Below are 24,212 nucleotides of genomic sequence, written 5' to 3'. Positions count from 1 at the left end.
AGAAAGGACAGTAGAGGACGTGTGCGATTCGTGATGAAGATTGGATTGGTCAGACATTATAAAGTGACCATATCTGGCCTTGCACATCCTGTTCATTGGATTTTAGAGAGTGAAAAAGCCTCGTGTACCTCTTCACGGCAGGCTTCATTGGAGTTTGTCCAATGGATTGACACTCATACCGCAACAATCGCTGAAAACAGCCAAATCCACTGGACAAAGTACAGTCTACATGTCGTGTAGCTGCGCAGTCCGCACATTCTGCTGTACATTTTCCAATGGAACCTGATTCGACCGCGGAAAACAACAGCGTGCATTCTCCCAGTGCGCGTGTTGCGGTGGGGCATGGCTTTGTTTCTTTCAGAGAAAAATTGTAAAAAGCTGTTGAGGAAATTAACGGGGCCGAATTATTCTGTCTTTGAACAAAATAAAGCACTGTTTTTAATAGGTGAATACGATAGGTTATCCAATTACGCGAAAGCAATAGCCAAGTTAGACGAGAATAAGCTGCTGTACAAAATAATAAGAGATGCTGTTCATACTATTAATCATGAACAAGCCGAGATGATAAACAAGGAGATTATGAATTTTCTGGAATGAGAACGTAGATCCCTCTGCGAGCCAAGGAAATTGCAGTCATTTTGTATAATAGATCACGAGTTTGTATAAGAAATGAACCGAGAAATTGCATTGTAAGACGTAAATGTGATGAGCTACAATTGTCGTGAACGAATAAATGAGAATGAGAATCATTACATATGAGTATTCTCTGTTCGTTACATTTACAACTTGCATGGGAGTGGAACGGTTTATGGTTAGTTCGCGTCGGATAATGGATATATGGATGGCTGTATTGCTTGTTATGATTATGAGTCTGACTGGTTGCGGAGCGCAAGGGCAGTCGGCGGGACAGACGGAGCAGCAGGAAAACAAAGAGAATGCAGAGCCAAATACGGACAAATCGTCCACTGAACAAAAACAAAAGGAAAGCGAACAGCAAACAGGCAGCACTCGGGTAGTTACAGATGCATTCGGTGAAGTCGAGATTCCAGTAAAGCCACAGCGGGTGGCTGCTCTTTACTTGGAGGATTATATCGTGGCATTGGGTCAACAGCCGGTGGTGCAATGGTACACGCATACGTGGGGCACACAAGAATATCTGAATCTGGACGTGCCGTTGTTCGATATGGACGGCAGCATTGAGGCACTGTTAGATGTAAATCCAGATTTAATTATCCTTCCTGGAGATCCTGATGCGGCTAAGTACGAGCAATATTCCAAGATTGCGCCAACCTACTGGCTGCCGACTGATGTCAATCAAAATATGCCAAAAACACTTGAAACGATGGGTGATTTGCTAGGTGCGACTGATAAAGCAAAGGATGTTCTTGCACAGTATGAGCAAAAAGCGGCGGAAGCAAAAGGAAAGCTGGAAAAAGCGATTGGAAAAGAAACCGTGGCCGTGATTCGGCAAAGCGGCAAAGATAAATCATTAGCATTGTTTAGCGCACATAAGGGCTTTATCGGTCCTACGATGTACACAGATCTTGGCTTGACACCACACAAGTTGGTCACAGATATCAAAGACTATCATGCACAGTTATCATTAGAAAAAATTCCTGAGCTCGATGCCGATCATATTTTTATTTTTCCATCCAATGGAGACTGGAATACGGATTACAATAAAGAAGCAATCGCGGAATTAGAGGGTGCAACATTGTGGAAGAACTTGCCGGCTGTGAAAAATGGACATGTATACAAGGTAGAACGCTCCCATTGGCAAACGACAGCGGTTACAGCAAAAATGATGCAAATTGATGATGTAGTTAAGATGTTAGTGAAGTGAGAAGCAGCAACGAAGTCAGCAGTAACTAGGAAACCAATCGGTAAAGCTTTTCAGCCAATGTTGAAGAGCTTTCTTTTTGGTTTATGTTTTTTTGTCGGGACTTTGAATGGCTATTGATTATTTTTATTTATTTGATTAAACTAGTATTATAACTAAATTAAAATAATTCTAATTAAGAATTTGGCGATAAACAACAACTTGGGAGGTGTTGACGAACATGATGATGACAGAGCGGCTTGATAAAATCAATCAGCAATTGATCAGCAAGCAATACAAGCTGACCTCTCAGCGTGAAGCGATAGTTCGAGTGTTACTGGAGAACGAAAGCGATCATTTGAGCGCAGAGGAAGTGTTCATGCTGGTGAAGGACAAGTATCCCGAAATTGGACTTGCCACCGTGTATCGAACGTTGGATCTATTATCTGAGCTTCATATCGTAGAAAAAATGAATTTCGGTGACGGGGTGGTTCGCTTCGACCTGCGTGGAGACGGACATGAACATATGCATCATCATATGATTTGTTCGGAGTGCGGAGCGGTGGAAGAGATTCAGGATGATTGGCTGTTGGAACTGGAAGAACGAATCGAACGCGAATTTGGCTTTAAGGTGACCGATCATCGACTCGATTTTTCAGGCAGATACCACATATGTAAAAGCAATGTTTGCAAGAAAGCATCCGTAAAGAAATGCAAGGCAGTTTCCTAAATTAAAAAAACGAACATGACCACTGGAGTTATTTCTCCAGTGGTCTTTTTGCGTGAAGATATATTCCCGCTAACCGCAACGTATTCCGCCTACTGGTAGAAGCTCAAATCGGCTGCATTATATGATGAAGTGACTGATACTAGAAAAGGGGAATGGAAAACATGAGGGGAAGAAAAGTATTTTCGTTTTTATTAATCGTTACCATGTTATGGAGCATAGTCGGATGCGCCGGGACTGACTCGAGTCATACAGCCAAGGAAGAGGACAAGAAGTCGGCTTCAACAGCCAAAGTGGATAGTGCTGCATCAGCTTTTCCACGCGTGATCACACATTTGAAGGGCGAGACCGTCATCCAGGCACGACCGCTCAAAATCGCGACGCCCTATATCTCGTTTGTCGATTATATGGCCGTTTTGGACGAATATCCGATTGCAGCTCAAGGGGTTGAGACTATCACGCGGAATTTTCCAAGCTTGAGCAAGCGTGTGGCGGGGAAAGAGATACTAGATCTCGGTATGGAGGTCAATCTGGAGAAACTGCTGGGCGCGCAGCCGGATTTGATTATTGCAGCAGATGATATGCAGGAGCAGTATGAGAAGTTAACCCAAATTGCTCCAACCATCATTCTTCCGCAAGCGGGGGACTGGCGGGAAACGTTGCAACAAATTGCGGAGGTGATTGGCAAAGAGGACAAGGCTAACAGCGTGCTTGCCGAATTTGACCGCAAATCCGAGGAATATAAAGGAAAATTAGCGTTTAGAAGTAAGGAATCCGTACTGTTTGTCATGTACACAGGGAAAGAACAGTTTATTACCTGGAACGATGGCCGCTTCGATCCTTTCTACAAGGGGCTCGGACTTAAGCCGGTGGATGGAGCGAATGCAGATGGACAATTATCGCTGGAAAGCTTGGCTGCGCTAAATCCGGAACATCTGTTTGTAATCAACAATTGGCAGAGTCCGATTCAGGGAGGCGTCAAGGAGGCCTTGAAGGACAGCAAGGTGTGGAACAGCATGAATGCGGTGAAACACAACAGCGTGTACTTCTTGGAAGATCCTTCGCTTCCTGGACCGATGGCACTTGCCAAAATCGACGGCATCGAAGAAATTATGAATGCGATGGGGAAATAGAGAGATGGCACAGTCAAAATCATTGCGATTTCTGCTCCGACTGGCCGGCAAGCAGCGCAGAAAACTAATATTGTCTTGTCTGTGCTCTGCGGCCAGCGCTGTATTTGCGTTAATTCCTTTTGTCATCGTGTATCGCATGGCAGAAGGGCTTCTCCATCCACCGGTCGACGTGTCAGCGGTCAGGCAGCTCATTCTGGTTGCATGTATTGCTGTATTGCTGCGGTTCGCCTTGATGGGGGCCTCGACGATGCTGGCGCACACTGCTGCGTTTCATGTGTTGTATGACTTGCGTGTACGTCTGATCGAGAAGCTGGGGAAGCTGCCGCTCGGTTTTTTTAGTACGCAGCATTCTGGACGGCTCAACAAGGTTATCTCCGACGATGTCGAGCGCATTGAGTCGTTCATCGCGCATCATCTGCCGGGTCTGACGGCGTCGATCATTGCGCCGTTGCTAACGACGGCGTACCTGTTCGCTGTCGATTGGCGTCTGGCTATCGCTGCGCTGCTGCCGATACCCGCCGCCTTTGCCGTTCAGGGGGTGATGTCGGCACGCGGTCGCCGGAGCGATGATATGCAACGAATGCATGATCTATCGGAAACGATGAATGGAGCCATCGTTGAGTTCGTACATGCGATGCCGGTCATCAAGTCGTTTAACCAGACCGTGCATTCGTTCGCTCGATATCGCCATTCGGTAGAGAGCTACGCGAGCTTATGGACGCAGATTGCCCGCAAGAAAACGCCGCTCTATACCCTGTTTCTTCTGTTATTGGAATCTGGGCTGCTGTTCATTATGCCAGTGGGCGTCTGGTTGTATGGGCAAGGCGCAATTACGCTTTCTGTCTTGCTGCTGTTCCTGCTTCTTGGCGTCGGACTGACAGCGCCGTTACGGCAAATCTCGACATTGGGCCACATGATGCAGAACAATCTGGAAGGAGTCCGCCGAATTGAGGCCGTGCTTTCCGAGGAGGAACAATCCGTTCCGACACGTTCAGAGGCCAATAGTCCGCAGCGGTTCGACATTGATTTCCGCCAGGTTCGATTTGCTTATGGGGAACGGGAGGTGCTGAAAGGAATCGATCTGACGGTTGAGCATGGCAAGGTGACTGCCTTTGTCGGTCCTTCCGGAGCGGGGAAATCAACGGCTGCACAGCTGATCGCCCGATTCTTCGACCCTGCGGCAGGAGAAATCCGCTTGGGAGGCTTCGATATTCGCTCCATACCGCCGGAACATCTGATGGACCTCCTATCGTTCGTCTTTCAGGATGTTCCTATCGTAAGCGACTCCGTAGCTGCCAATCTGCGGATGGGCAAGGAAGGGGCCAGCGAGAGTGATATGATTGATGCGGCTCAAGCGGCTCAAGCGCATGATTTTATCTCCGCGCTGCTGGAAGGTTACAATACGCGAATTGGTGAGGGTGGCGTTCCTCTAAGCGGAGGGGAGCGGCAAAGGCTTGCGATCGCCCGCGCTATTCTGAAGAACGCGCCGGTTCTGATCTTAGATGAAGCTTTCGCGTTCGCTGATGCGGAGAACGAGGCCAAAATACAGGATGCGTTAAGCAGGCTGGTGCATGGGAAGACGGTCGTCGTCATTGCACATCGGCTATCTACGATTATGGATGCGGACCGCATCGTCGTGTTTGATGACGGTCAAGCAGCCGGAATAGGAACCCATGATGAGTTGCTTCACAGTTGTCCATTATACGCAGGTATGTGGCAGGCTCACCGGGATGCCGGGGAGTGGTCGCTCGAAGGAAAGGAGGAGTCCGATGTTTAGCACAATCCGCTTGATTACGGGGCGTTCCAGAGGGTTACTGTCTCGGGCGACTCTCTATACGGTGCTGGAAATGATCGCAAACGCCGCTCCTGTCGGGCTCTTATATGCCATTCTGGCATCTCTGTTTCAGGGGCCGGCTTCGCTAAAGCAAATTCTGTGGTGGCCGGTGTTGCTGATTGGCTTGTTCGCCGTACAAGCATTGTTCTCCAGCCTCGGCCAGATCGAAGCACAGAGCAACGGCGCCACGATTATGAAGGATGTGCGCTTGCGTCTGGGTGAACATTTGCGGAAGCTGCCGATGGGTTACTTCGCCCGCCGGGATCAAGGGGACATCAGCCACACCCTGCTGACAAATGTAGATGAAGTGGAAATGATATTAACCCACTTGTTCAATCATGTCATTGGTTCGATTATTCTGCCGATCGTTAGCGCGGCGTTTCTGCTGGTCGTCGATTGGCGGCTGGCGTTCGCCGTACTCGTATCCGTACCACTGGCGCTTCCTCTTGTATATTGGTCCCAGACTCTGATGAATCGGAGGAGCAAGCAGCGGCAAGAGGCAGCAGCGGCAGTGCATTCGCGCTTGCTTGAATACGTGCAGACGATCCGGTTGATCAAAGCCAACAATCAGACGGGACAGCGGTTCTCCCGGCTAGATAGCGCGATGGCCCAGCTGCGAGACGATAGTATTCGGGTGGAAGCGATGACGTCTCCAGTCGTGATGCTGTTCTCCATTGTTCTAGAGCTTGGGTTTGTGTTTCTGCTGCTGATCGGCAGCTATTTGCTAGAAGGGGGCACGCTGGATACGGCTGCGTTTTTGATCTTTCTGGTCGTCAGTATGAAGTTCTATCAACCGCTGCGCTCGGCTGGGGCGGCTTTGACACAGATGCGGTATATGGCCTCGGCGGGTGAGCGCATACGCGGCATCTTTGCCGAACCTCCGCTGTCAGAGCCTGAACAGCCCCAGTTCCCCATCTCCTTCGATATTGAATTTAGCGATGTGCGTTTTCGATACGAGGAGAAGGAAGTTTTAAGTGGGATTGATTTTAGGGTGCCGGAGCACAAGCTCATTGCGCTGGTCGGACCATCAGGCGCAGGCAAGTCTACGATAGCAGGCTTGGTTTCTCGCTTTTGGGATGTCACAGGAGGAGCCGTTCGAATCGGCGGCGTCGATGTGAGAGATATGCGCAGCGAGGAACTCCTCGCTTTGGTCAGCACCGTGCAGCAGCAGCCTTACTTATTCAATGAAACGATCGCAAGCAATATCCGGATGGGGAAGCCGGGAGCTTCACATGAAGAGGTGGTGAAAGCGGCTAAGGCTGCACATTGTCACGATTTTATTGAACAGCTGCCGCAAGGCTACGATACGGTGGCAGGAGAGGGGGGAGCGGCGCTGTCTGGGGGAGAGAAGCAACGCATATCCATTGCCCGGGCCATACTTAAGGACGCGCCGATTGTTATCCTTGATGAAGCAACGGCTTCTCTCGATCCGGAAAATGAGGCGTATCTGCAGCGAGCTATAGGCAAGCTGGCTTACGATAAAACAGTGCTGGTCATTGCCCATCGCTTGAAAACAATCCGCGCGGCGGACTGGATTTTGGTCGTCGATGAAGGCCGCATTGTGGAAGAAGGCAAGCATGAGGATTTGCTGGAAAAAGGCGGATTGTACAATAGGCTGTGGCAGGAACAACAGCGGCTCGGGGGATGGAGAATCAAGGGAGGAAGATTATCATAGCGTCGGGCTAAGGAAATAATTACAAGAAAATCTATGATTCTATCGGCTGGGAGAAACTGCTCGAGACGATCGAGGCTGCAATTATGAAGTAAATGAGATGCACATTCGAATATTGGGAACACAAAAAAGAGCGGAATCCACTGAGAATGCGCTCTTTTTGTGAATATCAATTATCAAAATATCAAAAAAACGCAATCCTCGAGGTTTACGTCGTTAAATCAACCGTAGCAACGCAATAATCAATACGCCCGAAATCATCGCCCACAGCGGACTTTTGGCGAACCAAGCGGTCAGGCTCGAAACGGCTACAGCCACATAATACACCCATTCAATCTCGCCACCCACCGTTGGGTGATAGAAGATGGCCGGCGCTACCAGAGCGGCAAATACGCCGATAGGCACATAATGGAAGCCGCGTTCAACTCGTGGGGATACTTTAATGTAACGGCTGAGCGCCATGCTCGGGTAGCGGGTCAGAAATGTTGCGGCCGCGGCCACACAGATGACAACAAAGATAGTATTTGACGTCATTTCGAATACACTCCTACAGCAAATGCCGCAGCAGCTCCGGCAAATACAGCTCCGGACGTGCCGAACCATTGGTAGGCGACCACGGATGCGATTACTGCCAGACCGGCAGCCAAGAAATGACTGCGATGCTTCAGCATGACGATGAGAAGCCCGAGAAACGCTGCCGTAAAGGCAAAGTCCAGTCCGAAGCGGGCCGGGTCTGTAATAAACCCTCCCAGTTGATATCCGACCGCAGCGCTCGACACCCATGCCAGCAGCACGACCAAGCAAGCTCCGGCCATATATCCAAGCCCTAGCTTCCCTTGTCTTGCCTGCATCGTGCCGACGCTGTAGCTTTCATCCGTAATGCCATATGATAACCAGAGCAGATGCCTGCGATGTACGGGGCCGAGGTCTCGGCCTAGCGATAGTCCATATATAATATATCGAGCGTTAATGAGAAAAGTGCTGATTGCAATCGTCCACAGTGTGGCATCCTGCTGAAGGAGAGACAGAATCGTAAATTGTCCCGCTCCTGCGAACACGAACAGAGACATCGATACGGTTTCCAACCATGTAAAGTGATTGGCGTTATTCGCTAGCGCTCCGAAGGCAAGTCCATAAGTGAACACGCTGAGAGCAAGCGGAAACACATCGAATACGGCCTTCATAAAACCGTTCCGTAATGGAATTTCTTTTGTTATTGTAGATGATACATAGCCGTCCATCCGCGATTACTCCTCTAATATGCTATAATAACTCCCGAGATATAATATAGCATATCTATTGTGGTGGTCAACTGATTATTTTGTCTAAATCTAATCATTTTTTTATAAAGTGATTAATTTTAATCACATCACTTTACCTGATGGAGGTCGTTGTTATGGAAAAAGACTTAATCTCTGACCGTATTGGCAAACGTTTGCGCCATTATCGGCAGCAGTTAAACATGACGTTGGACGATTTAGCCGAGCTTACTGGTGTCAGCAAGCCGATGCTCGGACAGATCGAAAGAGGGAGCTCCAATCCGACGGTAGCTACACTGTGGAAGATTGCTTCCGGACTTCAAATCCCTTTGACCGCATTCATATTCGAGAATCCTTCCTTAAAGGTCGTGCGAGCGGAGGACCAGCCCCAATTCCGGGAAGACAATAAGCGGTTCGAAGCCTACAATACATATGCGGCGCCTGGCATATCATTAGAAACGTTCCGGGCTCGACTGCTGCCGGGCTGTTCTTATCAATCAGAGCCTCATGGGCTCGGTGTGATTGAATCCGTCACCGTGTTTGCGGGCACGCTGACGATCGAAATCGGACCGGAGACAAGCACGCTTGGGAAAGGGGATGCGATCTCCTTCTCGGCTGAAACGGGTCACATTTATAAAAACAACACCGATGAATCGTGCGAAATATCGGTATCCATTCTCTATTCCAATGTGTCCACGAATAAGACCTCCATCTAGCCCAATACAAAATGCCCTTGTTGCTCCGATAAGGAGCGCCAAGGGCAAGCTGATGCATTTCATATCACAATCATGTGTCGCTTAGCGGAATGAAGTTACGAGTCCATTCAACAAAGTTCTTACATCATATTGATACTGATTGATTGGAGCAACCGGCTTATTGAGGCCTAACAGTGTATACACGGCGATTCTTGCGGCTCTTACCGAGTATTCCTCGGTAAATACGACATCGTCCGGAATCTCACAGAATTGTCCGACAAATGCCAGGTTCGTTGAGCCTTGCGGAACGACCTGAGGCCGGTCGCCGACTGCGCGCGGCATGAACTGCGCTGTAATATACGGCATCATACATGGAATGCAATTGGCGGATTGGATAATCGCGTCCATGTCTTTATCGAATTTAAGATGATGCAGAAGCTCTGTCAGTATTTCTTCTCCTGTACAGTCAGACATTTTCTTCTTCACGTAGTCGCCTGTATTGTCTGGGAATAGACCGTAGCCCCAGAATACTCTGACATGTTCAGGCTGATTGCGGAAGTGAGGTTGATGCGCTAGTACTATCGACATCAGCCAGCTGGACTCTTTAAAGGTGACCAAGGCGCCTGTTCCTGCTTTGTTGCGGGAGAAGGCTTCCATCAGATCGAAGAATCTCGAATCTTGACACGTTACGGTGAAGGACTCCCACTTTGAGCCATCGATGTTATCATCGAAGGAGGAAGGATTGCCTAAGCCAGACTTCTTGGCTGCGAGCCGATCCCACAGCTTCCAAGAGCTGCCTTTGCCATTTAAGCTTGGCGCTTTGGTCATGGAGCCAAGGCTGTAGCCTTCTGTCATGGAACCATTGGTAACGATAACGAGGTCGCCTTCATTGAGGTCAATGGTACCTGTTGTGCCTTCTTTCACATAATGAATCTTCGTCACGGTGATATCGCTTGAATCTTTGAAATCAAGATCGGTCACCGTGCATTTCATATCAAAATCAACGCCGTACTGAGCCAAATATTTATGCAATGGAAGCGTGAGTGAATCGTACTGGTTGAACGGTGTTCTCGTTACGCCTTCAAGCGTCTGAATTCTTGGGAACTCATGCATGAAGCGAATCATATACCGTTTGAGCTCTACCACGCTATGCCAAGGCTGGAAAGCGAACGTAGTCGCCCACATATACCAGAAGTTCGTCTCGAAGAAGTGCGGGCCGAACCAGTCTTGGATGCGAGCTTTACCCATCTTCTCTTCCGGCGTAATGATAAGCTTAGACATTGCAATCCGGTCCGCCATATCAAATCCCATTGATGTAACGTCCTGAACCTCAGCGTTTTTATTGACGAGTCTAGCATTGGCATGGGTTGGATGGGCCGAATCGAATTCAATGATTTCGTCTCTGACGGATTTAGCAGGATCATCGATAGATGGAATGGATTTCAACAAATCCCACGTATTTTCGTACGTTTCATCATTCAGCATTCTGCCGCCGCGAATTACATATCCTTGCTCGCCGTTGCCAGAACCGTCGTTGCTGCCGCCGAGAATTTTCGTTTCTTCAATAATATGAATATTTTGTCCAGGGAAATCACAGTCTCTAACCAGGAAAGCTGCACCTGCAAGTGACGCTATTCCGCCACCGACAAAATATACTTGTTTGTTGTTGTATTCCTTGTTCATAACAGTCGCCTCCATTGGTAATTATTAATTGTGTTCCTTAGCAACCTAAATGTATTACATCGCGGCTGCTGGCGGAATAATCAATAAACAGCGACTGTATGATTTTTAGTCATTTGTTATAAAGTGTATATATTTCAAACAAAATACTTGCAAAAATAGGAAAAGAATTGTGGAAATTGTGCGGTGGGAAAAGGGAAGAAAAACTTGGCTAGGCAGATTGCAAACTGGCGGATCGCCTTGTATGACTATTGTTATTGCGGTTTGTGCTCATATCGCTGTAACGCTTTTGCGAAATTGCCTTCGACTAATTCGTTCAATTTTTCAATCATCTCTTCCGGATCTTCCTTCATTCCGTGCTCCATCCATTGAATGACTAGGCCAGTAAAGGCAAGCGTATAGAAATTGGCGATAAATTTCTTGTCCTCTTCCTTGACTTCCATTTCGCACGAAACTTCGTTAACGACACCCATGATCAATTCTGTGGTGACGCTATACAAATAATGGTCCAGATGAGTTCTTGCTAATGAATTGAGCGTGTTAACACAGAATGCTTTGTTATTTTCGATATAGAGGAAAATCTTAAGGAGACCATGTGTCCACGTGTTATAGCTCCTGTATTGGGCGATGCTCTCAACCGCTTCCGTCTTATAGACCCAACCGAGCAGATCGTATATATCTTGAAAATGATAGTAAAAAGTTTGTCTGTTCAAGCCACAGCTATCCACGATATGCTTGACGGTAATTTTATTGAAAGGAACATGGTTCATGACTTCCTTGAGCGAAGTTGCAAGCGCTTTTTTTGTTATTAATGAACTAGACATTCCATCACCTTCTGCATGAGTATATTAAACAGAACTATGAACTTTATTATACCCACAATCTCATATCATCACAATTAATTTCCAATCGTCTCCAATTGTTGCAGTGATGAATTTGTTATAGACGTAAGAAAACGGATCCATCCAATCGGCCAGTTATCTGATCGCCCGGAATGGGAAAATCGCTGCTTGGAAGTCAATGGGCAAGTTGGGCGGCACGGCAGACAGGGGAGATCTGCAGCCGGATTCGATTCGCAAGCTGGCTTCCATCACGAAGACATTTACGACTGTAGCGCTCATGAAGCTGGTGGAAGACGGCAAGCTGTACCTGGATCAGCCCGTATGCACTATCATTGAGAAATTAAACAATCCTACGCATCAGGATATTACGCTATATCATCTGTTGACCCATACGTCCGGCATTCTGCCGATTGGGGGTTACTTCAATGAACCGTATCCTAACCCTTGGTGGGGCACGAACGGAATGGAGGATTGGATACGCAAAGTGCTGCAAGGACCGCTCTACTATAGGCCGGGCGAAGCGTACAATTATTCGTCCGCAGGATTTTTGCTGTTAGGTGAAATCATACAACGAGTATCTGGGGTTCCGTTCGAATCGTTCATCATTGAGAACATTATTGAGCCGTTGCAACTGGAGCGCACATTCTTCGACGTACCGGAATCGTTGCATGGGCAGGTGTGTGTTGTCGATCAATGGGACGTCAATTTGTTCAAGCCACAGGAGGATTATGCCAAGCTTCCCCTCGATCGGCCAGCGGGCTTTATTCAACCTTACACGATATGTGGAAATTCGGGCAGATGCTCTTAAACGGTGGAGCTTGGAACAGTGAGCGGATATTAGGGCGCAGAACGGTTGAACTGATGACACGCCGGCATCTGTTCGGCAAGCCTGCTTATCAGTGGGGAGGCAAGCTTCAAGATAAGCCCCATGCGCTTGGCTTCGACATTGCAGCAGATCATATGACGTCCTTCGAAACACATGGGACTTTCCAATTAGAAGGCGCTGGTCGTTCGGCATTGTTCGTCGACCCGACGGAGCAAATGGTAGTCGTGTTTTTCGTTCCCTCTGTCAGCTCATGGGTTCCGCTATCTGTACTGGGAACGAAGCAGATTATTTGATCGAGCCTGATGTAACATTTATATTGCTGCCGCTTCGAACAACGGAGCAGATTTTCCCTTTTCAGGGGAATCATTCCTCATGTCGAAGTATGATGAGGGGGAGGAAAACGAATGGAAAATTATGAGATAACAAAATAATCGAGAAATATCAATACGATAGAAGCATCAGTAAGTATGCTGAGAAACACTATTGGCAAGATGACAACCATTTCCGAAGAGTTGTAAGTAAGAGAAATGTTGAAGCTTCAGAAATTATATAATCAGTCTTATGAAGTCGTACAAGAAGATATATTCTCTTGTAACTGATGACATAATTGAATTAGAAAAGGCGATGGGGCGTTATGAGATATCAGTAAAGAAAGTCTTACAATGCTATGGAAGTTTTGATTTAATTTATTCCCCAGGCGAACTCTTGGGGCTAATAAACAAGATCCTTTATTATCATGATCAAGTGGAGACGACAGAGATTCGAAAAGTAATGCAAGATTAAAGCACCCTAACCGGTGCTTTTTCATTTCCCCAAATAGCTAAAAAAGTAAAATAATAGGATAACACTACTTTTGAACTATATACCTAATTAAGGATATTTTAGTAGAATAGGAAGTGAAAGGCGGCCGCTTTTACATAACCAAAAGGATGGGATAAAATGAAACACAAAAAGTTTATCTCAATGCTTCTTGTATTCGCATTAATGTTGGTGCTCTCACAGAGTGCATTTGCACTACCTGGAATGGGAGATACACAAGAAAAAGCAATTAATATTGAACCCGGTGTCAGGCTTAATAGTGCATTGCAAGATTCCACTGATTATGATTGGTACAAATGGGAAAACAAAACAGGAAAGAACAAGTATACAATTTTTCAAGTTGTAACACCATCGGAAGATTCTGGTGTGTTATTGGGAGCGGTTGTTATTTATCCACTTGGACATCAAACGCTTCCATTTTATGCAGATCCATCAATCAGAAGACACCAAAATTTATGGAACATATTAGTTCCACCATATGCAAAGATATATTTCTTTTTAAAAAACACTGGAGATAAGCTCGAACCTTATGAAATCAGAAACTTCGGTTTAATACATGAGCGTCCAGGTGATGAAAAGTAAGGGTAAATCGAAATAAGTCGCTGATTATTCAGCGGCTTTTTATTATTCCATCGAAAGGAGTTGATAGCCGTGGCAGGAGGGCGGAAAAACAAATACCAATTAGGGGTATTTTAGTGGAATGGAAATTGAAAAGCGGCCGCTTTTACATAACCGGAAGGATGGAATAACGATAAAATTCAAAAAGTTAATTTCAACACTCCTTGTGAACGCTATGTTTTTAGTGTTGTCGCAAAGTGCATTTGCTGCTACTGGGAATGCCGATACAAAGGATACGCAATAAAGATTATCCCTGGTCAAGCTCAAGATTTTAACCTATATCTCTCAAACATTGATGATAAAGATTGGTACACGTGGACCAATAATACAGGGGAAGGTAAACTTGTGACAACAATTTTGCAGGCTCGTGGAGGAAGTGATTGTTATTTTAGATTGGGAATGGAGTATATATATTCAAAAATCAAGCTAGTACAGGTCTATTTTATGCGCAGGATAATGGACCGGGAAATGCTCAGTTTTTAGAAATTATATATATTCTAGATGGCGCAAAAGTTTATATAAAGGTAGATTCAACGAAGTATGCTATGGCACAATATGATTTGTATGTCCGTATACATGACTAAAAATAAAAAAATCACCTTTAATGCACCTAACCGGTGCTTATTATTATGGCACTTTGGGGTGTTGTGTCACAAAAGTGAAATGTTGGGATGTTGATGAGGGTGGATTAACTATGAAATTTAAAAAGTTAATTTCGACGTTCCTTGTGTTCGCTATGATTTTAGTTTTTTCACAAAGTGCATTTGCTGCTACTGGCATTGCTGACACAAGAGAGAAAGCATTGACGTTATTTCCTGGACAAAGCTACAGTTTAGTAATTGAGAATAGTAAGGACCAAGATTGTTTACTTGGATGAATAATACAGGGACGATGAAGAATTTAATAGGATTTGTAAATGGGACTACAGGCGATGCCGATTTAACGCTTGCACTAATTATCAAGTATAAAAATGGAAGAGAATCGGATATGCTTTATGCTAGCAGAATGGGTACGCGTATTATAAGTGGCATACTAATACCTGATGGTGCGACAGTTTATTTAGTCACGGGCGCAATTAAAAATGTATCGGAACAGTATCGTTTAACTTTTGATGTGGGTGACGCCTCAGATTTCTAATTATATGTGAATTGAAAGCACCCTTAGTGGTGCTTTTTTCATTTCCCTAGAAAGGATGATAACAATGGAACGTGAACGAGTTGACTTGATCGACTGTACCGAATTATTACTTTGTCCAGAAATGTCGATCATTTATAGCTTTACACCAATTGGTATACATTATTAGAAAATGTTGACATACGTATATAGGTAATGATATTACAAATTTAATGGAGGGATTAAAGTGAAGAAAAGTTAAACTCTATTTTTTAAGGCAATCCTGGTCTTTTCTTTTGCTTTATTGGCTTTTGCCGATTCCTACGAGCCAAATGATATTATTGATACAGCCTCGGAAATAGGAAGTTATGGAACTATTTACACAAGAAATCAAGTCCTACTGATGTAGGTTAGTTTAGTTGGGCTAACCGTTACGGTTCTCATAGTATTACTCTTACAGCTTCATCTGGGCATACCTATTATGCATAATTATATTCAAGCAGTATCGGAAGTTCTTCTTGGTCTGATCAAGTGCCAATTTTGGTTGCTTTTTACTTTTAATTACGGAGGAGGGGAATGTAATGGCACGTAAAAGAGATCCTAACAGAGATACTGCTAGATACTGCATTTGAAATCTATAAAGCGAGTGAAGGAAAATCTCACTTATCGATATCGCCACACAGCTTGGGATATCAGACGGAACGGTAAGGGGATGGAAGGCTAAGGATAAGTAGGACATTAAATTAAACGGAACGTCCTAAAATGAAAATATAGAACATCCGATGAAACGAAAAGAACAGTCGAAGATGAAGTCGAGTCGGATGAATTATATATTACGGCCGTAAAGATTGTTGCTAAAGCTAAACAAGCATCTACCTCTTTATTGCAGAGAAGGCTTAGGATAGGACATACAAGAGCGTCTAGGTTAATCGATGCAATGGAACAACCCGGATTAATCGGCCCACTACCAAAAGAAGTATATGTCTCGAAAATGGATGCTGAGTCATTGACAGAAGTTGATGCGCCAAAAAGAATGGAACGGAACGTTCCAATAATACGGAGCGTTCCGTAACAATAAAAACTAAAAGAACAACCAGAACCACAAATACTAGGTAATGATGGGTTCCACGATAAACAGCATATAATCTTCGTGGGAGCCCTGCATGTTCTTGGGCTTTGTTGCAGCCGCCTTAGGACTTCATCAGGCGGGTCACACGTCTATTCATAAATGCTATCAGCGTTTTCGTAACGGATCTTCTCGGATTTGACAGTTTCAACATGTGGGCTATCTTTTTCTTCCTGAGTAAAATCTTGAGCTTTAATGGTCTTTTCTAAATTCTTCAGTCCGTTTTTTGTCGTTTTATCCACCCATAACACCCCCTTATTCAGGAATAGTTTTATCAATATAGTTCCTTCTCATCCCCCCTCATGATATTAAATTCCTTATGACATCCTAAAAAAGAGCAATCTGTTCATTTGGCAGGTTATTATTTCATAAATACATAAAAATTTAACAGAGCCCCACGCTGCGATAATCGCCAGCGCGAGGCTCTTTATGATCCAATATCGTTAGACGTTCTAACTGGAAGAGGCTACTTACTGTTCTTATTCAAGAATATCGGTATTGAAAGGGCTGCATGTTTTGTATTACAATACAATTAATGATAATCATTATCACCCATTTGAGAAAGGACATGTTTGAGATGGAATGGGTGAAAGTCATCCAACACTATCAATTATCGGAAGGTATTTAGTTCAACTTATATAGTAAGAAAAATCGATGAGGGGGAAGAGCGCATCATGAATTCGTTATATCCGATTTTGACTGTCGCTTTAATGATTGCAGGAGGTTTTTGTTTATGGCTGGCGCTGGCTCATGATCTGCGTTTCAGGAAGTGGAAGAGAAGCGAATCGCCAGAATGAGGCGCTTGGACACAACGATGATTTCTCCAATTAAGGGCCTTACAAACGGCTCTTTTTGTGATTTCACCGGTTAAAAGTCATCTTTGTGCATCTTTCAAATCGTTTTTATTTTGGGTTTGTGGTACCGGGATTTCTTTATGTAAATGCAACATAATTAGAAGTATTATGAAGGAGAAGCTAATGTGAAAGTTGAAAAGCTTCTATTATAATAGGAAGCGAAAATTTGCCTTGGCTAAGTGGCAGATTGCAGGCATTAAAATGAAAGAGGCTGGGGGCATAGCCCCCAGCCTTTCATAATGGCTCCCTTGTTGCTTACGACGGCAAGACATAGCCTCCCCGTTACAGCCATTCGTTGAATTTGCGAATGTACCATTTTTTGACCAGTTGAGTCAGCACGCAATAGCACAGCAACGTTCCCACCAGCCATGGGAAATATTCCATTGGCAGCGGCTGCAAGCCGAGACTCGCGCCAAAGCCCGAGAACGGGACAAAAATACCCGCGATCATAATGGCACAGGTCAGCAATAACACAGGCATGCTGGCTCTGCTCTGGATGAATGGAATTTTCTCGGTACGAATCATATGCACGATCAGTGTCTGCGATAGGAGCCCTTCGATAAACCAACCGGAATGGAATAACGTCTGCTGATCGATTGAATTGGCTGAGAAGATGTACCACATCAAGGCGTAGGTAGTGATATCAAAAATGGAACTGATTGGGCCAATGAATATCATAAATCTGCTGACAGACTTTGAGTCCCATTTCCGAGGTTTGCGTAAATACTCCTTATCCATATGGTCCCAAGGAATGGAGAGCTGGGAAATATCATAGAACAAATTTTGAATCAGCAGATGAATCGGCAGCATCGGCAGAAATGGGAGAAAGGCGCTTGCGACCAGTACGCTGAATACGTTGCCGAAGTTCGAACTTGCGGTCATTTTAATATATTTGATCATGTTTCCGAATGTTTTACGGCCTTCGATTACGCCGCGTTCCAGTACCATCAAGCTTTTTTCTAGCAATATGATGTCTGCCGATTCCTTGGAAATATCGACAGCCGTATCTACGGAAATACCGACATCCGCTTCTTTGAGCGACACTGCATCATTAATGCCATCGCCCATAAATCCGACCGTGTGCCCTTTGCTTTTCAAGACACGGACGATTCGCGCCTTTTGCATTGGATTCACTTTGGCAAAGACATTAGAGCTTTCGGCGACATCGGCTAACTGTTGATCCGTTAATCGTTCTATCTCACTTCCAAGCACGATATCACTGATAGTAAGCCCGACATCTTTACATACTTTGCGGGTAACCGCCGCGTTATCTCCGGTAATGATTTTTACTTCCACACCGCTGTCTTTCAGGGCCCGAATGGCCTCCCGTGCCGTTTCTTTCGGCGGATCGAGGAAGCCGATATATCCGGCCAGTATGAGATCCTGTTCGTCTTTTACGCTATACGGTTCGTCTGTTGCCGCCATTTGCTTAATGGCTACGGCGATGACTCGCAAGCCGTCCATGTTCAAGCTGTTGACCAATCGTTGAGCCCGGTCGGCTCGTTCTGGCGTGAGGGGGACGATCTGCCCGTTGTCGGACACATGCGAACAAATGCTTAGAACTTCCTCCATAGCTCCTTTACAGATGAGCAGATGTCCGTTGCCCCGTTTCTCCAGTACGACGGACATGCGGCGGCGGTTGAAGTCGAACGGAATCTCATCGAATTTCGAATAGTTATTCTCTGCGCCCAACACATCCGACAGCTCCGCGTGCTCCAGAACCGCCACATCCAGCAAGTTTTTCAGCCCAGTCTGGTGGTAGCTGTTCAGATAAGCATATTCCAACACTTGATTATCATCTTCGCCATTGATGTCCAGATGACGTTCCAAAATAATTTTGTCCTGAGTCAGAGTGCCGGTTTTGTCCGTACATAAGATGTCCATGGCACCGAAGTTCTGAATTGAATTGAGCCGTTTAACGACCACTTTGTTCCGCGCCATAATCGATGCGCCTTTGGCAAGATTGCCAGCCACGACAACCGGCAGCATTTCCGGCGTAAGGCCGACCGCAACGGATAAGCCGAAGAACAGCGCGTCCATCCAATCTCCTTTTGTGAACCCGTTGATAAGGAAAATAACAGGAACCATAATGAGCATGAAGCGAATAAGCACGAAGGTAACGCTCTTGACGCCTTTGTCGAAGCTCGTAAGCGGCGGCTTGCCGATTAAGGTGCTGGCCATTGAACCGAAGTAGGTATGGTCACCCGTCGACACAACGACAGCGGAGGCTGAACCACTGATTACATTCGTGCCCATATAACACATATTGTTCAGTTCCAGCGCATTGGTGGGCGTCAGTTGGTTGCGATTGCGAGCCAACTTCGAGGCGCCGCGCGGCAGCGTATCCAGCTTCTCCACAGGCATCGCTTCACCGGTCAAAGCGGATTCTCCGACAAACAGATCCTTCGAGTGAACGAGTCTGACATCTGCCGGCACCATGTCGCCTGCGGAGAGATGGATGATATCACCGGGGACGAGCAGTTCCAGATCAATTTCTTTGCGCTTAGATTGACGGTTCACCGTTGCTGTCGTTTTGACCATTTCCTTCAGCTTCTCGGCGGTGCGTGCGGAACGGAATTCTTGCGTGAATGTAATGATGACACTAACAGTGACCATGGTTGTAATAATGACGACGGCTTCGACATCATCATCGGCGATATATGAGAATAAGGCCAAGGAAAGCAGGATGAGAATAAACGGGTTTTTGAAGCAGGCAAGCAATTGGACATACCATGCTGGTGTTTTCTCGTGCGCCACTTGATTTTTCCCATATTGCTCCAGTCTCTTGTTGGCTTCTATGTCCGTGAGCCCCCCAGAACTTGTGCCAAACTCTTCCATCAAATCCTCTTCGTGGACGATGGAAGCTTGGATTAAACGTTCCGCGATCTCGCGGTTTTGCATTTCTTTATCTTTCATTGGTTTGTTCATTATTCTAACTCCTCTCTACACAACAGGCGTTTTCGATTGAAAGCGCCTGTTCTACTTCACTTCAAATTGAACGCAAAAAAGCTCTCCCTGTTGGAGGGAGAGCGAGTGTTCCGAGCATTCATCATGGGCTTGCATGTCTCAACTGCGCATACTTAAATACACCCGCCTGCATCTGCAGTTTGAATGGAAATAAAAGTATGGGAAACACGCAAGAGCATGACAAAGCCAGCTCTCCTTCAGTACAGGATATCGGTTGAACTTACATAATCGGCTGGTTGGTCCACTGTCCAAGGATGTTCCCCCCTCTGCAAAATAAAAACCCTCCAGGAGACCTAGAGGGTTAGAAACGCACGCAAAAAAGCTTCCGGATCCCCCTAGTCGAGTTTTGGCACTATACAACGTAAAGAGATGCAATGTCTCTTAGCCACCTTAAGAAAAGCCTTAATCCGGCAGTTCCTGTTCTACCCATGGGCATCTTTCGATATTTCTGGGCAGTGGCCTCTGTTTGTATAGGAGCCTCACCTAACGAGGACTTATTTAATTCCTAGTCATCTTAAGTCTTATATTTTCGTTTGTCAAGCTGTAAATTTGTTCAAAGAGATACTGCTGCTGTGTATGCGGTTCGGTAAATATGAGAAAAATGGGCATAACAAAGCAGTTTGTTAGGATTGACAATTGGATGGTCAGGAAGTACGATTTTCTTGTCAGTATTTTACTATTTTGTGTGCAACAAAGGGGGTATGCACCATGGACAGTAGTGACAGTCGACAATCGCAATCAAAACTACTCATAACAAGGAGCGGGGAGGATAAGCGCTCGCATGGTGCTGCCATCAGCAGATAATCAGGCTGGGAACAGCAAGCTGATTGTCTTCTCCCCAGAAAGGGGAAATGCCAAATGACCTACTCTACGTATGGAAGACACGTCGTGGCTGACTTATGGGAAGTTGATTTTGACCGGATTAATAATGCTGAATTTTTACAGAACCAACTGATCGAAGCCGCAGAAAAATGTGGAGCAACCGTGTTGTCCGTGTCGGAACAGCAATTTGAGCCCCAAGGGGCTACCGTACTTTTGTTATTGTCAGAGAGCCATCTCTCGATTCATACGTATCCGGAAAAAGGGTTCGCAGCTTTGGATTGTTACACCTGTGGGGACAAGGTTGATCCCGAAGTAGCCATTCACTATTTACTGTCTGTGCTCAAGCCTAAAACGTATATTGTGAAGAAGCTAATCCGGGGAGTCGGAGAAATGATAGAAGAATCGCCAGCGATAACTTCGATGTAGACACCTATTGACAACATGATTCATCTGAAGTAAAATCCAGAATGCTTGCAGGATTTATATTTGTTGGAAAGGGGGAATATATTCATGGATAGCAGCCCAGGCCGAAATGTCATGTTTTCAGTCTGTTCATTTGCTGTAAAGAGGAAGAGCTCTGTTCTTTTGCCGCTCCCATGTTCCCCGTGTTTGGATTTTCATCGATCCCATCAAGCAGGATGGGTCTGTTCAAGCAGGTTTATTTGACATGTGAGCCACACAAGTACACTGCCAGCTCTCCCTTTCCGGGGGAGCTTTTTTTGATCTATAGAGAGGTGATGCCGTTGACTATGGAAATAGTGCTGAAGCTGGGACTTGCTTTATTTTTTGGAATGCTCATCGGAATCGATAGACAAATTAAACAAAAACAATTGGGATTAAGGCCTAGTATGATCATCTGTATTGCCAGCTGTCTACTCACCATCGTTTCGATTGAAGCATTCGGCAAATTTGGTGGTGCGGATCACCCTAATATGGATCCGATGCGATTGGCCGCGCAGATTGTAAGCGGAGTCGGGTTCATTGGGGCGGGTGTCATTTTGCGAAGAAGCAACGAGGTTATTTCGGGCCTGACCTCTGCGGCGCTTATATGGTCAGCTTCGGCGCTTGGCATTGCGATCGGGGCAGGGTTCTATGCGGAAGCGGCATGTGGCGTCATCCTGATGATTGCGGCTGTTAATGTCGTGCCCTACCTCATCAAATCAATTGGACCGGCAAGGCTGAATCGGTACGATGTCGCCGTCAAGATTGTAGTGGAATCCAATTTGCGCATGACTGAATTAATCAAGATGCTCGAACGTAAAGGTCAGTTTGGCCATGCCAAAAAAGATGAATTCAAAATACGGCATTTAAAGCTTAAGGATCTCGATAACGAACGACAGCTCATCGATTTGGTGCTGTCCGTGCCGAAAAATCAATATACGACGGAAATATATTATTACATTAAGAAAGTGGACCATGTGTTAAAGGTGGATGTCGAGAATTTGTGATGTCAAGCGGAAGGCATAAACATTTTGGATGAAAGGAGTCTTGTATGATGATTAGGCTAAATGAATATCAATTTAAGGAATTCCTTCTTGTCCCCAGCTGAATTTGGGCATATTTTCGCTGAGCTTCATCCGCTGCAGCAAAAAAAATACATTCTGGAGCTCGATCATCAGTATGCTATAACGATGTTGAATGAGCTTCCTTCGGATAATGCCACTCATTTTATCGGGCTGCTGTCGAACAAAGAGGTTTTCTCTGGAGCGTAATTCGCAAGTCATATCCGTCTCCACGGATGCGAATGAAGTGGAAAGCTAGACTTGTGGAATTATATGGCATATACTTGTTTCAAATGAAAACGGTCACACCGATCTTTCGTATATTTAACGTAGAGAAAGCGAAAGAGTATTGCTGTTGCTAACATTGAATACCTGTATGAACGACTCACAACAAAGCAATATAAACATGCTCGTCCTGGCTTGGATCACGACGATAAGTGATTGTCTATTACGGATCCCTTTGGCAATCGTCTTCATTTTTTTGAGCCCCAACCATAACGATGACCTGGCATTAGAAACCCGTACCCGCTGCTGCTATTCAAGAGGCTGTTATGCGGGTTTCTTTCTACCTGTGGAAGGAGAATATTACATGAAGCAATTCGATGTTGAAATTAGAGCGGCAGCAGAAAGCGAATGGGACCAAGTCTGGAACCTGCTTGAGCGCAGAGGAGCAACCGATGCCAAGGAATTAGCCGAATCCCGATTTTTATCCATTTTTCAGAATAGACAGCATTATTTGCCTATCGCGGCTGTAGATCAAAAGCTTGTAGGGTATGGCTGGGTGCAAAATTATGGGCCGCATTTGCGCTCGGGACAACAGCTATTCCGATTGCATGATCTTTTTGTGCTCGAACCATACAGGAAGAATCGAATCGCCGCCGCTCTTTTTGAGAGTATGAAAGAATGGTCACAGCATAACGGAGCATCGTGGTTGCAATGGAACGCAAATCCCACATCGACGAGTTTTTATATGCGCTTAGGTTATCAGCCCATTCCAGAGGAAGATGAAGGATTCCCTTTCTTTGAAATCGAGTTTGCAGCGAAATAGAACAGCGAGACTTGGAGCTGATATCCAACGAAGGACAGAAGAACTTTGTAGATTAAAGTGGTGCAGGGCAGCAGCTGCCATTCGCTTACAGACGTAAAAAGCACATCGTTTCTAGAATGAAATCAAGGTGGTGTATCTCCATGAAACGTATCTATCTGATTAGGCATTGCCAGGCCGCAGGACAAGAGCCAGAGGCTCCGTTGACAACGGAGGGAGTAAGGCAGGCGAAGGAACTAAGAGACTTTCTTGCTCACCGAGGTATTGAACGAATCGTTGCAAGTCCTTATTTGAGAGCGGTTTCAACAATCCGTCCCTTAGCTGAATTGCTGCAAATCTCCGTCCATACGGATGCCAGACTTCAGGAACGAGTGCTATGTTCATATGACATGATTGATTGGCTTGATAAATTAAAGGAGACCTATGCGGATATAGATTTGAAGTATGAAGGCGGAGAATCGTCGCGGGAGGCGATGAATCGTGGGCTTGAAGTCATTGATGAAGCACTTGAAAGTACCAAACACAATATTGCGATCGTAACCCACGGAAATTTGATGTCGCTGCTTCTGAATCATTTCACGAATGATTTCGGATTCGAAGAGTGGGAGCGGCTGACCAACCCGGACGTGTATGAGCTTCATATATTCGAAGAGAACGATAACATCACTGTAGACTCTCACAAGTTGTTTCATACGATTAAGCCATACATTCGATAAGCCGATGAGCGTAACAAATGATACGAACACCAATCATAATAAAAAGACAATAACCCCGTATAAGCTTCTGTTGGTTAGCAGAATCTCGTATGGGGTTCTATTCGTATCTTCTTATTTTTGGTAGGTATTATATGGTATATTGC

General features: G+C 45.6%; 25 protein-coding genes, 1 pseudogene and 1 riboswitch. Of the genes and pseudogenes, 20 read left to right on the top strand and 6 right to left on the bottom strand.

The annotated features are described in order from the left end of the window. The first annotated feature begins 321 nt into the window (after window positions 1–321). From M3650_RS02425 to M3650_RS02400, 6 genes are all read left to right on the top strand, one after another. Complete coding sequence (locus tag M3650_RS02425) at window positions 322–597, top strand: alpha/beta fold hydrolase (protein WP_251572081.1); 276 nt, start codon at window positions 322–324, stop codon at window positions 595–597. A gap of 211 nt (window positions 598–808) precedes the next feature. Next, entirely contained in the window at window positions 809–1,843 is a 1,035-nt protein-coding gene (locus tag M3650_RS02420; protein ID WP_251572079.1) for an ABC transporter substrate-binding protein, read from the top strand. Window positions 1,844–2,060: 217 nt separating this feature from the next. Next, window positions 2,061–2,549 (top strand): ferric iron uptake transcriptional regulator, encoded by a 489-nt coding sequence (fur, locus tag M3650_RS02415; protein ID WP_285848258.1) that lies wholly within the window; start codon window positions 2,061–2,063, stop codon window positions 2,547–2,549. 161 nt (window positions 2,550–2,710) lie between these two features. Next, window positions 2,711–3,679 carry an ABC transporter substrate-binding protein gene (locus tag M3650_RS02410; protein ID WP_251572077.1) on the top strand — a complete coding sequence of 323 codons (969 nt, stop codon included), beginning with the start codon at window positions 2,711–2,713 and terminating at the stop codon, window positions 3,677–3,679. A 4-nt stretch (window positions 3,680–3,683) separates the two neighbouring features. Continuing rightward, window positions 3,684–5,456, top strand: coding sequence for an ABC transporter ATP-binding protein (locus tag M3650_RS02405; protein WP_251572075.1), 1,773 nt, complete (start codon window positions 3,684–3,686; stop codon window positions 5,454–5,456). Beyond that, window positions 5,449–7,188, top strand: coding sequence for an ABC transporter ATP-binding protein (locus M3650_RS02400; protein ID WP_251572073.1), 1,740 nt, complete (start codon window positions 5,449–5,451; stop codon window positions 7,186–7,188). The genes M3650_RS02405 and M3650_RS02400 overlap by 8 nt, the downstream gene beginning before the upstream one ends. A 213-nt stretch (window positions 7,189–7,401) precedes the next feature. On the opposite strand, the gene M3650_RS02395 is transcribed toward M3650_RS02400, so the two are convergent. Both M3650_RS02395 and M3650_RS02390 read right to left on the bottom strand, forming a co-directional pair. Next, window positions 7,402–7,719 (bottom strand): AzlD domain-containing protein, encoded by a 318-nt coding sequence (locus M3650_RS02395; RefSeq protein WP_251572071.1) that lies wholly within the window; start codon window positions 7,717–7,719, stop codon window positions 7,402–7,404. Then, window positions 7,716–8,426 carry an AzlC family ABC transporter permease gene (locus M3650_RS02390; RefSeq protein ID WP_251572069.1) on the bottom strand — a complete coding sequence of 237 codons (711 nt, stop codon included), beginning with the start codon at window positions 8,424–8,426 and terminating at the stop codon, window positions 7,716–7,718. Before M3650_RS02390 ends, M3650_RS02395 begins: the two co-directional genes overlap by 4 nt. A 155-nt stretch (window positions 8,427–8,581) precedes the next feature. Here M3650_RS02390 and M3650_RS02385 point away from each other — a divergent pair, with 155 nt between their 5' ends. Beyond that, a complete protein-coding gene (locus tag M3650_RS02385; protein ID WP_251572067.1) occupies window positions 8,582–9,160 on the top strand; it encodes a helix-turn-helix domain-containing protein in 579 nt (192 codons plus the stop codon). Window positions 9,161–9,241: 81 nt separating this feature from the next. Here M3650_RS02385 and M3650_RS02380 read toward each other — a convergent pair whose 3' ends face one another. Together M3650_RS02380 and dhaS are read right to left on the bottom strand one after the other, a co-directional pair. Further along, the gene (locus M3650_RS02380) at window positions 9,242–10,822 is read right to left on the bottom strand and encodes an oleate hydratase (RefSeq protein WP_251572065.1); all 1,581 of its coding nucleotides are present in this window, start codon (window positions 10,820–10,822) and stop codon (window positions 9,242–9,244) included. Window positions 10,823–11,073: 251 nt separating this feature from the next. Next, complete coding sequence (gene dhaS / locus M3650_RS02375) at window positions 11,074–11,643, bottom strand: dihydroxyacetone kinase transcriptional activator DhaS (protein ID WP_251572063.1); 570 nt, start codon at window positions 11,641–11,643, stop codon at window positions 11,074–11,076. Between the two features lie 139 nt (window positions 11,644–11,782). Between dhaS and M3650_RS02370 the strand changes: the two genes are divergently transcribed. From M3650_RS02370 to M3650_RS02345, 7 genes and pseudogenes are all read left to right on the top strand, one after another. Next, on the top strand, window positions 11,783–12,469 hold the full coding sequence (locus tag M3650_RS02370) for a serine hydrolase domain-containing protein (protein WP_311295016.1): 687 nt from the start codon (window positions 11,783–11,785) through the stop codon (window positions 12,467–12,469). Beyond that, window positions 12,460–12,780, top strand: coding sequence for a hypothetical protein (locus M3650_RS02365; protein ID WP_251572059.1), 321 nt, complete (start codon window positions 12,460–12,462; stop codon window positions 12,778–12,780). The genes M3650_RS02370 and M3650_RS02365 overlap by 10 nt, the downstream gene beginning before the upstream one ends. Before the next feature lie 646 nt (window positions 12,781–13,426). Continuing rightward, entirely contained in the window at window positions 13,427–13,888 is a 462-nt protein-coding gene (locus tag M3650_RS02360) for a hypothetical protein (protein ID WP_251572057.1), read from the top strand. Between the two features lie 730 nt (window positions 13,889–14,618). Beyond that, a complete protein-coding gene (locus tag M3650_RS02355) occupies window positions 14,619–14,801 on the top strand; it encodes a hypothetical protein (RefSeq protein ID WP_251572055.1) in 183 nt (60 codons plus the stop codon). Further along, entirely contained in the window at window positions 14,798–15,061 is a 264-nt protein-coding gene (locus M3650_RS02350) for a hypothetical protein (protein WP_251572053.1), read from the top strand. The genes M3650_RS02355 and M3650_RS02350 overlap by 4 nt, the downstream gene beginning before the upstream one ends. Before the next feature lie 632 nt (window positions 15,062–15,693). Then, window positions 15,694–15,771, top strand: a complete 78-nt coding sequence (locus tag M3650_RS32465) for a phage terminase small subunit-related protein (protein ID WP_369011088.1) — start codon at window positions 15,694–15,696, stop codon at window positions 15,769–15,771. A gap of 92 nt (window positions 15,772–15,863) precedes the next feature. Then, window positions 15,864–16,109, top strand: a pseudogene (locus tag M3650_RS02345) (DNA translocase FtsK); the annotation flags it as partial. 146 nt (window positions 16,110–16,255) lie between these two features. On the opposite strand, the gene M3650_RS02340 reads toward M3650_RS02345, so the two are convergent. Then, window positions 16,256–16,405, bottom strand: a complete 150-nt coding sequence (locus tag M3650_RS02340) for a hypothetical protein (protein WP_251572051.1) — start codon at window positions 16,403–16,405, stop codon at window positions 16,256–16,258. 432 nt (window positions 16,406–16,837) lie between these two features. Here M3650_RS02340 and M3650_RS31740 point away from each other — a divergent pair, with 432 nt between their 5' ends. Further along, window positions 16,838–16,960, top strand: a complete 123-nt coding sequence (locus M3650_RS31740; protein ID WP_019424478.1) for a hypothetical protein — start codon at window positions 16,838–16,840, stop codon at window positions 16,958–16,960. A 339-nt stretch (window positions 16,961–17,299) separates the two neighbouring features. Here the strand turns inward: M3650_RS31740 and mgtA are convergent, their stop codons facing one another. After that, window positions 17,300–19,945: a magnesium-translocating P-type ATPase gene (mgtA, locus tag M3650_RS02335; protein ID WP_251572049.1), complete on the bottom strand. Its 2,646-nt coding sequence runs from the start codon at window positions 19,943–19,945 to the stop codon at window positions 17,300–17,302. 364 nt (window positions 19,946–20,309) lie between these two features. Beyond that, a riboswitch (M-box (ykoK) riboswitch) is annotated at window positions 20,310–20,482 on the bottom strand. Between the two features lie 360 nt (window positions 20,483–20,842). Between mgtA and speD the strand changes: the two genes are divergently transcribed. The 5 genes from speD to M3650_RS02310 all read left to right on the top strand — a co-directional run bounded on the left by speD (window position 20,843) and on the right by M3650_RS02310 (window position 24,069). Further along, entirely contained in the window at window positions 20,843–21,232 is a 390-nt protein-coding gene (speD, locus tag M3650_RS02330) for an adenosylmethionine decarboxylase (protein WP_251572047.1), read from the top strand. A 323-nt stretch (window positions 21,233–21,555) separates the two neighbouring features. Further along, complete coding sequence (locus tag M3650_RS02325) at window positions 21,556–22,254, top strand: MgtC/SapB family protein (RefSeq protein ID WP_483311724.1); 699 nt, start codon at window positions 21,556–21,558, stop codon at window positions 22,252–22,254. An 87-nt stretch (window positions 22,255–22,341) separates the two neighbouring features. Then, window positions 22,342–22,518: a magnesium transporter MgtE N-terminal domain-containing protein gene (locus M3650_RS02320; protein WP_251572045.1), complete on the top strand. Its 177-nt coding sequence runs from the start codon at window positions 22,342–22,344 to the stop codon at window positions 22,516–22,518. Between the two features lie 166 nt (window positions 22,519–22,684). Then, complete coding sequence (locus tag M3650_RS02315; RefSeq protein ID WP_251572044.1) at window positions 22,685–23,356, top strand: GNAT family N-acetyltransferase; 672 nt, start codon at window positions 22,685–22,687, stop codon at window positions 23,354–23,356. A gap of 140 nt (window positions 23,357–23,496) precedes the next feature. Further along, the gene (locus M3650_RS02310) at window positions 23,497–24,069 is read left to right on the top strand and encodes a histidine phosphatase family protein (RefSeq protein ID WP_251572042.1); all 573 of its coding nucleotides are present in this window, start codon (window positions 23,497–23,499) and stop codon (window positions 24,067–24,069) included. Window positions 24,070–24,212: the final 143 nt, after the last annotated feature.

The sequence above is a fragment of the Paenibacillus sp. MER TA 81-3 genome, assembly GCF_023713585.1.
Lineage (GTDB): Bacteria > Bacillota > Bacilli > Paenibacillales > Paenibacillaceae > Paenibacillus_B > Paenibacillus_B profundus.
The sequence above is the reverse complement of the archived record's forward strand: the minus strand, read 5'-3'. Positions and strand labels throughout refer to the sequence as shown.

Coding starts and splice junctions, on each gene's coding strand:
- M3650_RS02420 (WP_251572079.1), top strand. CDS start 809: ATGGTTAGTTCGCGTCGGATAATGGATATATGGATGGCTGTATTGCTT.
- fur (WP_285848258.1), top strand. CDS start 2,061: ATGATGATGACAGAGCGGCTTGATAAAATCAATCAGCAATTGATCAGC.
- M3650_RS02410 (WP_251572077.1), top strand. CDS start 2,711: ATGAGGGGAAGAAAAGTATTTTCGTTTTTATTAATCGTTACCATGTTA.
- M3650_RS02405 (WP_251572075.1), top strand. CDS start 3,684: ATGGCACAGTCAAAATCATTGCGATTTCTGCTCCGACTGGCCGGCAAG.
- M3650_RS02400 (WP_251572073.1), top strand. CDS start 5,449: ATGTTTAGCACAATCCGCTTGATTACGGGGCGTTCCAGAGGGTTACTG.
- M3650_RS02395 (WP_251572071.1), bottom strand. CDS start 7,719: ATGACGTCAAATACTATCTTTGTTGTCATCTGTGTGGCCGCGGCCGCA.
- M3650_RS02390 (WP_251572069.1), bottom strand. CDS start 8,426: ATGGACGGCTATGTATCATCTACAATAACAAAAGAAATTCCATTACGG.
- M3650_RS02385 (WP_251572067.1), top strand. CDS start 8,582: ATGGAAAAAGACTTAATCTCTGACCGTATTGGCAAACGTTTGCGCCAT.
- M3650_RS02380 (WP_251572065.1), bottom strand. CDS start 10,822: ATGAACAAGGAATACAACAACAAACAAGTATATTTTGTCGGTGGCGGA.
- dhaS (WP_251572063.1), bottom strand. CDS start 11,643: ATGTCTAGTTCATTAATAACAAAAAAAGCGCTTGCAACTTCGCTCAAG.
- M3650_RS02365 (WP_251572059.1), top strand. CDS start 12,460: ATGCTCTTAAACGGTGGAGCTTGGAACAGTGAGCGGATATTAGGGCGC.
- M3650_RS02360 (WP_251572057.1), top strand. CDS start 13,427: ATGAAACACAAAAAGTTTATCTCAATGCTTCTTGTATTCGCATTAATG.
- M3650_RS02355 (WP_251572055.1), top strand. CDS start 14,619: ATGAAATTTAAAAAGTTAATTTCGACGTTCCTTGTGTTCGCTATGATT.
- M3650_RS02350 (WP_251572053.1), top strand. CDS start 14,798: ATGAATAATACAGGGACGATGAAGAATTTAATAGGATTTGTAAATGGG.
- M3650_RS31740 (WP_019424478.1), top strand. CDS start 16,838: ATGAATTCGTTATATCCGATTTTGACTGTCGCTTTAATGATTGCAGGA.
- mgtA (WP_251572049.1), bottom strand. CDS start 19,945: ATGAACAAACCAATGAAAGATAAAGAAATGCAAAACCGCGAGATCGCG.
- speD (WP_251572047.1), top strand. CDS start 20,843: ATGACCTACTCTACGTATGGAAGACACGTCGTGGCTGACTTATGGGAA.
- M3650_RS02325 (WP_483311724.1), top strand. CDS start 21,556: ATGGAAATAGTGCTGAAGCTGGGACTTGCTTTATTTTTTGGAATGCTC.
- M3650_RS02315 (WP_251572044.1), top strand. CDS start 22,685: ATGAACGACTCACAACAAAGCAATATAAACATGCTCGTCCTGGCTTGG.
- M3650_RS02310 (WP_251572042.1), top strand. CDS start 23,497: ATGAAACGTATCTATCTGATTAGGCATTGCCAGGCCGCAGGACAAGAG.